Here is a 14,579-nt window from a genome sequence, read left to right as displayed (position 1 = left end):
TCCTCTCGTTTTTATTCCATACGCCATTTGAGAAAGGCGTCAATAAAACCATCCAGTTCACCATCCATGACCCTATCTACCTGAGAAACTTCATAGTTTGTCCGATGATCTTTCACCATAGTATAAGGTGTGAAAACATAAGAACGAATTTGACTGCCCCAAGTGATTTCCTTTTTGTCACCTTTGAGAGCATCCACTTCTTGAGCCTTTTTTTCCTGCTCCATTTGATAAAGTTTAGCCTGAAGCATTTTCATGGCTCGATCGCGATTTCCATATTGGGTACGATCTACCGTCGAAGCAACAACAATGCCGCTAGGAATATGGGTTAAGCGAACTCCAGTTGACACTTTATTCACATTTTGTCCGCCAGCACCACCAGAACGGAAAGTATCCATCTTGATATCTTCATCTCTAATATCTACTTCTATGGTATCATCAAGCTCTGGCATGACCTCAACAGAGGCAAAGGAAGTGTGGCGACGTTTGGCTGAATCAAATGGTGAGATTCTGACCAAACGGTGAACACCCATTTCTGATTTTAAAAGACCATAAGCATTTGGACCTTCAAAAGATAAAGCGACTGATTTAATACCAGCCTCATCACCAGCTTGATAATCCAAAACGTCTACTTTGAAACCCTTGGCATTCCCAAAGCGGGTATACATTCTCAGCAGCATATCACCCCAGTCTTGGGCTTCTGTACCGCCAGAACCCGGATGGATCTCCAAAATAGCATTGTTAGCATCATAGGGTTCTGATAAAAGAAGCGTCATCTCATAACTGGTCATAATCTTATCAAGCTTGACAAGGTCTTCTTCAAGTTCGCCTTGCAAACTATCATCTTCTTCTAACATTTCTTGCAACAATTCTGTCTCATCCGACAGTTCCTGCATGCTGTTGAAGGTTTCATATTTGAGCTTAAGTTCGTTTAACTCTTGTGATGTCTTTTGGGCAGCAATATTGTCATCCCAGAAGTCTGGTTCTGTCATTTGATTTTCTAAAAGAGCGATCTCTTCTTCTAAGCGATCTAAGTCAAAGAGACCTCCGAAAGCTAGTCAACTTCTCTTTATTTTCTACTATATTTTGGCGAATTTCTGCCATATCCATATTATACATACCTCATTTCCAGCATCTTTTTTATTCTATCATAGTTCTTTTAAAATTGCCATCTATTAAGCAGAGCAGTTCGCTCTTTTATAATAGCGTCATTATCTGAATGAATGCTTAAAATGAAATCATACAATTCTTGAGTTGGCTTTTTAACAATTTCACCCAAAGCCCAGATAGCTGTTGCAGTATGAATGGGATTGTTATTCTTGTCAATGATTTCCATAAGTTTTACAAGAGCACTTTTATCATGACCATTAGCTAGGGCAATAATGGCATTGCGCTGTAAAATATTTTTTCCCCGCCAAGAACCAGCAATCATACCAAATTTTTTCTTAAATTGACTATTAGACAGTTCTAAAAACGGCAGCAGTTCCGGTTCTGCAAGTTCAGGATCGATTTCACTGGCCAAAGGATTATGAATTCCTTTATTGTAAGGACAGCAAATTTGGCAAATATCGCAGCCATAAATAACAGTTTTGATTTTTTTACGAAATTCTAAGTCCATCATTCCCTTATCCTGCGTTTGAAAGGAAAGACAGCGCTTAGCATTCATACTGCCGTCACCAAGAAGACAGGAAGTCGGACAAGCATCTAAGCATCTGTGACAATCACCGCAATCATAATCAACAGGACTGTCAGGCTCAATTTCTAAATTCGTAATAAGTTCACCTAAATACATGTAAGAGCCAAACTCTTTTGAGATGACTAAGCCATTCTTGCCAATAAAACCTATTCCAGAGCGCTGGGCAACGGCTGTATCAACCAAAGCACCCGTATCTACCATAATTTTATGCTCTAAAGGAAAATCTTGACATAAACTTTCAATACCCTGCGCCAAACGCTGTAATTTTTCCTCCAAAACATAATGATAGTCCAAGCCCCAAGAATTTGGCGTAATTTTGCCGCGTTTATACTGAGTTTTAGGTGGTTTAACAGGCAATTTATGGGGATAAGCAATTGCTATTGAAATAATGGTTTTAGCACTAGCTAAAGAAAGTCTGGGCTTGATACGCTCTTCAATATTTTTATGTTCAAAACCTGAAGAACGCCCTTCTTCAACAGAAGCACGTAATGATTTTTCTAAATAATCAAAATCATCAGCTGTTGTAAATCCTATTTTTGAAATCCCAATATCTTGAGCTAATTGTTTGATTGCTTCCTTAATCATCATAATTTTATTTTAAAGAAAAACAGCAAAGACTGCAAGAGTCAGTTATTCTCTCAAACTTTTCCAACAGCTTAAATACACTGATTTGTTATTGTTAAAATCTGTATCTACAAAAAAACTTTTTAGTTAGGTAATTGTAATGAAATGACGATTTCGATTTTGTCAGTTCACCTTCCGCAAAGTTAATTAGGTATTGACAGAAACTAACCTTCATGAACTTAGATAAGCTCCAACTGTTTCCCAAACAATTGGAGCTGTCACTTGCAGTGCAAAGGATACTTTAATAGTTCAGTGGTCTGTTAAAAGTTTGAGTTTAAAAGCCAAGATGCAAAAATTCCAATCAACCACTGTGTTAAATTAAAATCCCTGTACAATAAAAAGGCTGGGGCACTTTTGTTCCAGCCTTAATTAAAAAAACAGGTTCTGCTACAAAATATTAGGTCTCAGAGGCACAATATTTAAGACCTTCAGTTTGAAGCTTAAAAAGAAACTAAGATATTTGCTACGACACTTAGTATGAGAAATCAATAATATACCTCATACTAGGTCAGTACAAAACTCAATCAACAGCTATTCGTTACCCCTGCCACCTAAGGAAACTGTTAAAAAGGTTATAAATTAAGTGTTTTAAGCATCTTTATTAATTAGATATACCCGTGGTGCTAGTTAAACTCAAAATAGCCCAGATTATAAGTCAATAGGATTTGTTCAATCCTAACTTGCAGTCCCGTTAGGCTTCTGGCGAAGGTTTGTTCCATATCAAACAGAAGTACATAATTCAGAAAAACGTGTTTCAACAGTTCGTCTCATAGCTAGCAATCTCCAATTGTTATACTGGCTAGTCCCCTCCATGTTCTGACGCAGTGGTGTCCATAAGTGATACCCTCTTCGTTCCAAGCTATCTTTGAGCTCCTGACTGAGATAGCCTAAGTCTGCTAAAATCACAGATTGCTGGCAACCTTCCAATAAGTCATCTACCACTTTGATATCAGGAACAGATGCTGACGTAACAACATCGTTCAGAATGGAGCCAGATAAGGTAACGAGCATGTGAACTTTGAAACTGTAGAACCATAAGTGCTTAGTCGCATTGTAACCAATGTCTGCTAACCCTTCAAAAATTCTTGCTCTATAGTTGCGAACAGACTAACAAAGAACTAAAGGAAAACTGTCCATGATGACGATAGTATCAGGTAATAGTTGCTTGTTCATAGCTTGGCGAATCAGTTGCACCAGCCAAATTAAGGCTCATTGTCAACTGTAGTGGGTGACTTATAACTAAGCACGAGAGAGAATCAGATTGGTTCTCTCTTTTGTGATGTTCAAAGCGATGAGAATTTTAGTTTTAAAGTTTTTGAAGTTTCGAAAGCCAAAAGCTTGGCGCTTGATATCTTTGATGAGCTTGTTGGTAGCTTCCAACTTGGCATTGGAATAAGGACATTCAAGGGCATTGATGATGTAAGCTTTGTATTTCAGAAAGGTTTTGAAGACTGTTAAAAAGCGATGATTGACTAGGTTCAAATGGTCTTCAATCAGTTCAAAAAATTGAGTTGCTCGCTTTTCTTGAAAATGGAAAAGCAGGAGCTGATAAAGATTGTCATAATAGCGAAGTTCATCAGAGAAAGCCAGCGTCTTGTCGACAATCTCACGGGGTGTTAAGGTTTGCCTGAAAGTTCGTGAATAGAAGGCTTTATCAGAAAGTTTCCGACTATCCTTGTGGAGAATACGCCAATGATTTTTCATAGCTCGATAGGGTAGAGACTTGATGCCAAAACAAACTCTTCATGATGGCTACCCGAGTACTCATCATAGCGCGACTCAGATGTTGGATAATGTGAAACCGGTCCAAAACAATCTGAGCATTTGGAAACAATTGTTTGATGATGGGAATGTAGCTAGCAGACATGTCCACAGTCACGACTTTAACCCGTTCTCGAACCATTCTAGGGTAGTTGTAGAAGTAGTTTTTAATGGTTGATTGCTTGTTGTTCTCAAGGACAGTGACAATCTTTCTCGTCTCAAAATCTTGTGCAATGAAGGCCAATTTGACCTTATTTCGTGAGAATTCATCAAAGGTGAATTGTTCTAATTGTCATTGAACGACAGAAACAGAAATGTGCAATCTTTTAGCGATAGCCGAGTTGGTCAACTTTTCGGTGTGTAATTGCGTGATTTTAGCCCAGATAGCCTTGGAAATCTGACAATTTTTCTGAACGAGAGGTGTCTCGGACACAGAGACTCTACGACAAGCCTTGCACTGAAAACGTCGTTTCTTGAGCTTAAGGACAGTAGGCATTCTTTGACTGTCAAGGATAGGAATGGATGAAGCTTTCTGAAAATCATATTTGCCTGACAATGTGGGCAGGCAGGAGCTTGATAGTCCAGCTTAGCTTTTATTTCGATGTGGGTTTGAAGTTGTCAGACAAACAGGATTTTGATATTTTTGTCTTTCAATCCGATTAAATCTGTGGTATTCTTAAGATGTTCCACATGAGTCTTTCTAATGTAAGTTTGGTCGCTTTTCATTATAAATCATATGGGACTTTTTTCATACACTAAAAAAGCCCTATAATATCCGAAAGGGATTTACCCACTACAGATATTATAGAGTCCAAATTAATTGTCTTGACCGACGATTAAAGCGACTTCTTTCAAGGATTCGGCCACAAGGAAACAGTTGGCAGATTCTATAAAAGTGTCGTTGTGATTTGATTCCTAGTTCAGCTTGCAATAACAATAAAACTAACAGAAATTCGTCCGAAACTTTGGATAGGCTGACATGATGACGATGTGTCAGTGAGTCAGGGCAGTCATCACGATAAAGTTGATGACAAATTTTTGATAATTGCTTCATATTCCATTGTAAATGATGAGATTTAGCAGTATACTGTAAGTGGCTCATTTAGACTACCTCCTGTCTGTTCAGACACTTACAGTATAGTCTATTTGGGCTTTTTATTGTATTTTGATATTAACTAGCACCACGGGTTAGATATACAAAAAAGAAACAGCATTGCACTAACCTCCAAAATTAGACAAGATTTCTATGAGGATGATTGCGTTCTGTATTGCATAAATATTTGATACGGATAATTCTTATTATATCACTTTTAACAAATAACTATGAAAATTATCTATCAGTATAAATTGAATCTTTTTATTAAATCATCAATAAATAATTCTTCTAATTTAGCACAAAAATTATTTTCTTGTGAACAAACAGAAAGGCTGTATCCTTTCTCTATACTATACTTTTTGAAAAAGAATTTTTTATTCAAAGGTTCTTTTGTAAATAATCTAAAATCCTTTCCATCTTTAAGAACAGAAAATTCACTTAATTGCTGAAATAATCCCTTACCTATAGCTTTGATATAAGCTTCTTTTAAAGTCCACATATCATAAAAAGATATTAATTGTTGTGCTTTTCCTAAAGAAAATAAATACTTCCTCTCATCCTTTGAAAAACAATGTTCAACAATTCCAAATTTCATACCTTCAAATTTTTGAATATCTATTCCAATAACTGATTGGCTAATGGCACATACAACCCAATCACCTGAGTGAGAAATATTATAATGAATTGCCCTATATCCTTTTATATGAGGTTTTCCATAAGGATTTTCGACAAGTTTAATCTTATCATTATTTAAATGAAATTGTTGCATAATTGCATATCGTGATAAAAGGTGCCCTAAAAGAGAACGTTGCCTATCTTCCCAAAAATGATAGCGTAAAATTTTTTTTTGATATCTTTCCTCAATTAAAGTTAATAATCTCGAAAACAGATCATATTTCATCAACCTTTTACTATTAATCATTAAAATATTCATTTTATTTTACCTATTACCAGTTTATTTTTAAGTATTGCTAACCTGTGGTAAATCATATTTACTGTAGGTCTTTTCTGTACAGCTATTCCATTCATTTAGTATAGAGCACATGATTTCTTTGCAAGTCTCCTCTTTAGTTAACACTGCTGATATCTGACCTGCCATAACTAAACCATTTTGAACATCTCCATTTTTAACGGCATTTGAAAGCGCATTTATAGTTTTTAAATCAATGTCTTCAATAGATGTACTTCTATTTTTTAAATATTCTAATTCCAACCTTCCAATTAAATTAGTTAATTTGTTTCGAAGACTTCGAATAGGTTTATTTATCATATTTTTTATAACAACAGAATCAAAGTCATTAGAATCAATCACTCTTTTTTTATAATTAGTATGGATGTTACATTCTTTTGCTAATAAAAAACGTGTTCCTATTTGTACTCCCTGTGCACCTAGGTTAAAAGCAGCCATCATACTATATCCACTAGCAATTCCACCTGCTGCTATTACAGGTATAGAAATATCTTTAGTGATGTTAGGTAATAAACACATTGTTGTGATAGAACCAATATGTCCACCCGCTTCCATTCCCTCAGCAATAACGGCTATTGCTCCTAACTTTTCCATACGTTTTGCCATCATATATGAAGAAACTACAGGAATAACTTTCATATTCCATGCATTGAATTTTGGAAAAAACTTACCCGGATCCCCATTTCCTGTAATAACAATATCAACCTTCTCTTCATGAAGAACATCAATGATCTGATCACAAAATTTACTAGAAATAATAATGTTAACTCCAAATGGATAACTAGTCTTTGATTTTGTTTTACGAATTTCTTCTCTAACTTCCTCAGGTTCCATATTACCGGAGGCAAGAATTCCCAACCCTCCAGCTTCACTAACAGCTGAAACTAATGAAGAATCTGAAATATTAGCCATTGCTCCTTGTAAAATTGGATAATTTATCCTTAAAATACTTTCCAAAGTTTGTTTATTTTTCATTGTCTCCATATCCTATTCTTTTGATAAATTTTTGATTACTCTTTGAGTATTAATAAATGCCCCCATCAGTTCATAAACTTCCGAAGTCGAAACATCTGAAATTATGTTCCTAACTGAATTTGCAAGTGTATTTGTAGCACCTAACTCAATATACCGACAACTGTTTCTCTCTAAAATACTAATAACTTCTTCAAAATTTATTGGATCTCGAATCATATCCCAAAACGATTGATCAGAAAAATTACTATCAGTTTTCAATCTCCCTGACGAATAAATTTCATATTCAGAACTTGAATACTGAATACAGTTTTGTTTAACTATTTTTAGATACTCCTCATTTAGATCATCTATCAACCTTGAATGAAATGGAATTTTGACTGGTAAAATTATCGCTGTCTTATTCACAAACGAAGCATAATCCACTATTTTTTGAGCTTTTTCAAACTTCTCAATAGATACTAGATAATTCCCTAGCGAAAACTTTCCCGCAAATTCTGAATTACTAATTTTCAAAATACTTTGTTTAGGATCCTTATTAATATTTATTAAATAACCACTATTTGTTGCATTTTTAAGAAATTCTGATTGAGTCACAATGGTTTTTAAACCATCTTCAAGTGAAATTTTTTTAGAAATGATTGCACAAGAGCATTCTCCGAAGCTAACTCCTACTAAAATATCTGGTAAAATGTCTTCTTTTTCCAAAACTTTAAAAAGTCCATATTGAATAAAAAAGATACCTAAGTTTGATAAAGTTAAATCCTCAAAAGGAGTATTTATTTTTTTTGAATCATCCATAATATTTTCTAAAACAGAGATATTAAACAATTTCTTGACTTTGTTATTTAAATTATTCAATGTATTTCGAAAGAAAAGGTTTTTTTTATAAAAAGATTGTCCCATATGATAATATTGAGATCCTTGTCCATTTAGCAAATAAACTGTCTTCATTTCAACTCCTCATTTTACATTTTATATTTCAGGTTAAAATAAAATTTTTAACTCTATCATTAAATACCATAGAATTCGTTCTAATATGATTATCTGTCGAATTATCAACTATAATTAACTCACTATTTGAAAAATACTCACTTAATAACTTTGCGGACAATCTGTTAGCATTTGTCTCCTTCTCACCAACTAAAATTAAAGCTGGGATATCATTGTCAATAAATAAATTTAAAGGAAGTTTTTTTAGCAAGCCTTCTTGAATAATTTTTATCAGTTGCCTAGGTTTATATCTTTTCATATCATTTAAATAATAATCTTTATATTCTTCTTCAACTCCATAATAATCAAGAGTTTTTTTTATAAAGTCTATATTTTGCAAATTTTTATTCTTTTTTTCGAATTCTTTTTCAATTATTTTAGCAGGTAAAATTTTATGAAATAAGCCTTCTTTAACAGTTTTTATCATAGTACTAGACAAAACAATTTTTTTAACTTTATCATTTGTATATTCTGCTAAATAGTTTAAAATAAGTCTTGCTCCCATTTCATGACCGATTAAAACAACTTCTCCAGAAGCACTTCTGACAGTTTTATCAATCATTTTAATAGCACTTTTAACACTAAATGGTTGAATATTATAATTATCTCCATGTTCTGGAAGTTCTATAAACATACAAGAAAAATTTGAAAAATAATCCTTTTGTTTATACCACATCCAGTTTCCAACTCCACAAGCATGCACAAAAATTAAAGTTAAGTTATCTTTACTAGTAATCATTTTATACCTCTTTCTTTTTCTTTAATAATTATAATTCTGAATTTCTTAAAGATAAACTAAATAATGTTGAAACACAACAAATTGCTATAAATGTTACTAAAAATGGAATACTTGGACTAACAACCTTAAATAAGTAACCATATACCAGTTGTCCAAGAGGAATAGAAGACATAATAAGAGATAATATTAATGACGATACTCGACCAAACATTGACTCATCAACAATTTTTTGCATTTCTGTTTGAAACAAAACATTAACGTTCATTGACAACATACCTAAACAAATATAAATAATAGCAATGAACACATAAGCCATTAGTTGCTTTTTTAAAAGGAAAATACAAATTAAACCTATCATCAAAAAGCAAACTGAAATTACAAAAAGTAATTTGGGGAAGAGGCTAGCCAGAGGCTTATCTTTAATAAGATTTGATGCTACCAGAAGACCAAATATAGAACCTACAATCAATGTAGTTTCTAAAATAGCAAACTCAGCATTACTTACTTTCAATATCTGTTTTGCCAAAAACGGGACTCCTACAGTTGTTGCACCGTTAAAAAAGAAATTTTGAAAAAATATAGATACAACAATGACTAAAATAATTCTATTCCGTACAATATATATCAATCCTGCTTTAAAGTCTTCAAGAAAATTAAAGATGGTTTTAGATTGACTAATCTTCTTTTTATTTTCTATATTAATCATAAATTCCAGGATAGCCCCAATAATAAAACTAGAAGCATTAATATATAAAATTGTATCAATTCCAAAACTTGAGTACACTACTGCTCCTAAAATTGGACCAATAATGTTACCCAGCGCTGTACTAAACATATTAATAGAATTAGCAGTAACAAGTTTTTCCTTTTCTACCAATGATGGTATTAAAGCAACTACCAAAGGCTCATCAACGGAATTCATTATTCCCAAACTAATACAAATAAAATAAATTATTGGTAAAGATAAATTATTTCCATATACCAATGCTGATATAAGTAGAAGAACACCACTTATAAGATCAATGACAACTAGAAATTTTTTTCTATCAAACCAATCAACAAAAACGCCACCAAGTGGACCAAGAATTATTTTGGGAAGTAAGGCACTCATTAATATAGTAGCAAAAATGAGGCTATCATGGAGCGTATCAATAATATAAAGTGAAAAAGCTGTGCTTTGCATATAGGTTCCAATAATAGATAAAAATTTTGCTGAAACTAGTTTATAATAATTATTTTTTTTCACGATATCACCTTTTCTTTTTTAAAACATTTAAATAAAATTAATTTCCTTACAATATTCTAGTAATAGCAATATGGTCTTTTTATCAACACAGCTCCAACAAAAATTGTATTTATCAAGCAACTGATTTGTAAAAATATTATCAATCTTTGCGACATTTTTATTAGCAGTACTTGAATGAATTTTTATAATATCAAAATACTCTTCAGCATCTGTCCCCTTTAGTCCTTGTGTCTCTTCAATTTTTGAAAAAGTCATCTTTTTTAAATATGGATATTGAGTTTTTATAAAATCAAACAATTCATTAAATGAAATTTTATTCTGATTAAATATATGATAAACACCTGTTAAATGTTTATTATTAATTATTTCACTTATTGCTAAAGCACATTCGTCTACGAAAGTGAATTCAAGTGATTTTTCATTACTATCAGGTATCATTTTTAATTTAAAAAATGATCTTAAAATCTGATAAAAGGCATTCTCTTCTATATTCATTTGAAAAATTCCAGTTTTACTGCTTCCAACAATATTACCAACTCTTAATATGTTAGCTTTTAACCCTTCTGAAATTGCTTCAAAAATGGTTTTTTCTGCTTCATATTTTGTTTGCAAATAAACATTTGATGTTGAAGCATTAGTCAAAATAATTTCTTCAGAAAAACTTTGATTTGCCTTTAAATCACAGATATTTGCTAAAGATATAGTTGATATATGAAATAGAGCTGATTGTGATTCTTTACAAAATGTAATGAGATTTTTAACAGAAATGACATTACTTTTATAAAAATCTTCATATTTCCCAAAGTGTTTAACACTTGCTGCACTATTGATAACATCACTAACTTGGGTACATAGCTTTTTAAACTCAGATTCTTCAAGTCCACAGTAAACTTTTTCCAAATCCCCACAGTAAAAATGGAGTTGAGAACTATAAATTGCTAAATCCTCTGAGAAGTAATAATAGAATTTCTCTGCTAATCTTTTATAAATATCTTCTACATTTTTTCCTCTAATCAATAAATGAATCGGTCTTTTCTGTTTGAGAAGTTCCTTCAAAAGATGACAACCTAAAAATCCTGTCGAACCTGTTAGCAGTATGCCTTTTCTTCCAACATTTAATACCTCTCGCTCATTTATTTTCGAAATTTGCGTTCTATCTTTATCCGAATTAACTTTTCGAACCAATTTTTTTTCACTCAAATTATCTAAATAGGAAGACAAGCTACTGATAGTAGGATAATCTACAAGATTAGAATAATCAACAGAATAAGTCTTTTTCAAATGCTGAATCACTCTTAAAATATTCAATGAAGATATTCCGACTTCAAAAAAATTTTCGTCACGATCCAAAGCATAGCCAGTAACTGATTTAAATATTTTAATTAAGTGCTGTTGTGTCGCCGATAATTCTTCGACATTTTCAGACAGAACAAGTGATTTTTTAGCGATTTGAAGATATTTATTTTTTAATTTGGAAGTATCTATTTTTCCATTGATCATCAACGGCATTTCAGAAAGAAAGATAATGGAATTAGGAAGCATATATTTGGGCAAAATTTTAGATAATTCTTTTCTAGTTTCAATATCACTACAATGCTCTTTTGACTCACAAAAAGCTATTAGATTCCCTGTTTCTTCCTGATAAATAGTTTTTGCTCTTTTTATTTTTGACATTTTTGATATTATTGAATCTATTTCCCCTAGTTCAACCCTATATCCATTTACCTTAACTTGATCATCTTTTCTTCCAATAAACAGATAATCTTGATCATTAGTATATTCTACAATATCTCCCGTATGATATAAGATATTGTTGCCATGTTTTAAAGATTTTACAAAACTTTTTTCTGTCAGTTCTGGTCTATTTTGGTAGCCAGGTGAAACTCCTGAACCTTGTAAACACAACTCACCTTTTGGACTTTCTTTTCCATTCTCGTCTAAAATATAAGCTGTTGTATTATTTAAAGGCTCACCTAGATAAATTTGATTAGGATCCGTTACCTCACTAGCAAAGGCCCAAACCGTTGCTTCCGTTGGTCCATATAAATTAATAAGCTTTCCACCAATCGAAAGTAATTTCTCAGCAATATTTTTTGTCAGCTTTTCACCCCCAACTAAAACAAGTTTTAGTCGCTCTTTCAAAAGTGTCATAAGCTGCTCATCTTCTGTAAAAATTCCCCATCTGGATGGTGTACTTTGAATTGTATCAACTTGGTATATTCTTATTAACTGAGTCAACTTTGATATATCTTCAATTTCTTCATCGCTTGCAAAAACACATGTTTTCCCCATAAATATTGGGAAAAGGGTTTCAAGAATAAATATATCAAAGGAAATTGATGTCACACACAAAATAGAAGAATAATTATACTGACTGAATCTGTTAGAAATAGCTTTTAAAAAGCTATAAAGATTACTTTGCGTTATCTTTACTCCCTTAGGTTGTCCTGTAGAACCAGAAGTATAAATAATATAAGCTAAATTTAACTCAGAACTATCTAATTCTTTTGCTTCATACTCAACATTTTTAATCACCTGTTTATTGTTAACAATATATTTACAGTTAGCATCCTTCAGTATAAATTTTTTCCTTGACTCAGGGAATTTTGAATCTATAGGTATATAACACGCACCAATTTTTAATATCGCTAATATAACTAAAACATTTTCAATGGAACGATCCATCATAATAGCAATTCTATCAGATTTTCTTATTCCTTCTTGTTTGAATCTTTGAACATAATTATCCACAAATTGATCTAGTTCTGCATACTCTACCTTACTTTTATAAGAGACTAAAGCAGTTTTTCCATTAAAGTCACTAAGGTTTTCCATTATTTTATAATAAATATTAGTATCTTCAATATTTTGTAATGTTGTGACAGTATTAATATCTTTCTGAACTACAGCCTCTTCACAAATATTTATAAACTGCTCAACATACCATTTTGCTTCATTCCTTGTTAAAACTTCAACATTAAAACTAAAGCATCCTAATATCTCGTCTTCCCGTTCTTCAAGTGTCATTGAAAAATTGAATTTTTCTGAATTTTGTCGGACTGTAATATGATTTAAGCCAAATTTCTCTAGAGATTTCCAATTACGACTATAATTTTGATAATTGAACATTGTTTCAAATTCCAAACGAGGTAGTTGAGGATTGATTTTTTTTAATTGCTCTACCAAATGATCAAATTGATAGTCTTGATTTTCTAACATTTTTCTTATATTAGAATTCATTCGTTGGCTATATTGCTCGTAATTTTCTGAATCATTAATCTTTACTCTAATTGGTAAAGTATTTATAAACATCCCAATAGTTTTTATAAACCTCGGGTTTGTTCTACCAGAAACTGGAGTTCCAATGATAAAATCGTATAAATTATGTTCTTTATGTATAAGTTGAGCGTACATAGATAACAAAAATGAATATATACTTATCCCCCATTCTTTAGTTGTTTCACGAATCTTTTTATTTAAATCCTTTGAGAACGAGAATTCAATGGAATCTCCCTCAAAAGTAGAATTTGATTTTTGCTTTAAATGTTGAATTAATTGATAATTCTCAAAAATTTTCAACCAAAATTTTTCTTGTTTTTTATAGCTCGGTGAGTGAATATATTTTTCCATCCAAATACAATAATCAAAATAGTCCACATTTTCAAAATAGATCTTTTCATCAGAAAGTTTTTTAAAAAGTTCATTGTGTAACAAAACAATTGAATAACCATCTATAATACTGTGATGAAAATCAAGAATCAAGTATTTTTCTGAAGGGGCATCGGCATAGATTAATCTGATTAAGGAATCCTTACCAATTTCAAAAGGACTTATAATACTACTAAGAGTCTCATCAAATGCTGCTATTTTTATCTCTCTAACATCAATAATTTGATTTTGCACTTTTTGAAATATGCCGTCTTCATTAATACTAAAATTGATATTTAAAGTTTGATGTTTCTTTATTATTTCTTTTAAGCAATCTTCAAATTCATTTTTATCAAATTGATCAGTTAATTGGAAAATAACTGGAATATTAAAAGCTGTGGAAGAAGGATTAAATAGCTGATTTAATACCATTCTACTTTGTTGAGGAGAAGCTTTCAATGAATCCACAGGCCCACTTTCTTCTTCTAAAGTATCTATAGATTTACTTTCTTTTTCTAAAGTTTTATTGTTAATTACTTGTTTCGATAACCATAATTGGTTAACAATAAAATTCGCAAGTTTTTCTATTGAGTCATTTTTTAAAAGATCTTCAAAAGATACATCAACATGATAAGTATTTTTTATTTCACTAATAACTAAAGTTGCTATTAATGAATTGCCTCCTTCTGAAAAGAAGTTTGTCTGTGTAGAATCAATTTTGTGATCTAACACTTTATCCCAAATCATCAAAAGCGTTTCTTCGATTTTATTTTGAGGTTTACTTGTAGTCATATCGTATATAATCCCTTTCTTCATTCAAAGGTTTTAATGATAGTT

The 14,579-nt window shown here is 31.8% G+C and carries 8 protein-coding genes and 3 pseudogenes; all 11 read right to left on the bottom strand.

What is annotated here, in order from left to right; translation table 11 throughout:
• Positions 1-11 precede the first annotated feature (11 nt).
• A protein-coding gene (gene prfB / locus FNL60_RS04230; protein ID WP_100243468.1) for a peptide chain release factor 2 occupies positions 12-1,107 on the bottom strand; the annotation gives its coding sequence in 2 pieces (ribosomal slippage) (positions 12-1,034 and positions 1,036-1,107; 1,095 coding nt in all).
• 49 nt (positions 1,108-1,156) lie between these two features.
• On the bottom strand, positions 1,157-2,281 hold the full coding sequence (queG, locus tag FNL60_RS04225) for a tRNA epoxyqueuosine(34) reductase QueG (protein ID WP_002287738.1): 1,125 nt from the start codon (positions 2,279-2,281) through the stop codon (positions 1,157-1,159).
• 659 nt (positions 2,282-2,940) lie between these two features.
• Positions 2,941-3,523, bottom strand: a pseudogene (locus FNL60_RS04220) (IS982 family transposase); the annotation flags it as partial.
• A gap of 33 nt (positions 3,524-3,556) precedes the next feature.
• Positions 3,557-4,768: pseudogene (locus FNL60_RS10555) on the bottom strand (ISL3 family transposase).
• Between the two features lie 121 nt (positions 4,769-4,889).
• A pseudogene (locus FNL60_RS04210) lies at positions 4,890-5,180 on the bottom strand (IS982 family transposase); the annotation flags it as partial.
• A gap of 235 nt (positions 5,181-5,415) precedes the next feature.
• On the bottom strand, positions 5,416-6,108 hold the full coding sequence (mubP, locus tag FNL60_RS04205; RefSeq protein ID WP_002267537.1) for a mutanobactin A biosynthesis phosphopantetheinyl transferase MubP: 693 nt from the start codon (positions 6,106-6,108) through the stop codon (positions 5,416-5,418).
• A 27-nt stretch (positions 6,109-6,135) separates the two neighbouring features.
• Complete coding sequence (mubJ, locus tag FNL60_RS04200; RefSeq protein WP_002267536.1) at positions 6,136-7,119, bottom strand: mutanobactin A biosynthesis reductase MubJ; 984 nt, start codon at positions 7,117-7,119, stop codon at positions 6,136-6,138.
• 12 nt (positions 7,120-7,131) lie between these two features.
• On the bottom strand, positions 7,132-8,070 hold the full coding sequence (mubI, locus tag FNL60_RS04195; protein WP_002267535.1) for a mutanobactin A biosynthesis transacylase MubI: 939 nt from the start codon (positions 8,068-8,070) through the stop codon (positions 7,132-7,134).
• 28 nt (positions 8,071-8,098) lie between these two features.
• Positions 8,099-8,848: a mutanobactin A biosynthesis alpha/beta hydrolase MubM gene (gene mubM / locus FNL60_RS04190; protein ID WP_002267534.1), complete on the bottom strand. Its 750-nt coding sequence runs from the start codon at positions 8,846-8,848 to the stop codon at positions 8,099-8,101.
• 28 nt (positions 8,849-8,876) lie between these two features.
• Positions 8,877-10,094, bottom strand: a complete 1,218-nt coding sequence (gene mubZ / locus FNL60_RS04185) for a mutanobactin A system MFS transporter MubZ (protein WP_002267533.1) — start codon at positions 10,092-10,094, stop codon at positions 8,877-8,879.
• Between the two features lie 27 nt (positions 10,095-10,121).
• A complete protein-coding gene (gene mubD / locus FNL60_RS04180) occupies positions 10,122-14,489 on the bottom strand; it encodes a mutanobactin A non-ribosomal peptide synthetase MubD (protein WP_080063574.1) in 4,368 nt (1,455 codons plus the stop codon).
• Positions 14,490-14,579 lie beyond the last annotated feature (90 nt).

Origin of the sequence: Streptococcus mutans (genome assembly GCF_006739205.1) — a bacterium.
Lineage (GTDB): Bacteria > Bacillota > Bacilli > Lactobacillales > Streptococcaceae > Streptococcus > Streptococcus mutans.
This window is presented reverse-complemented; position numbering and strand designations above follow the sequence as displayed.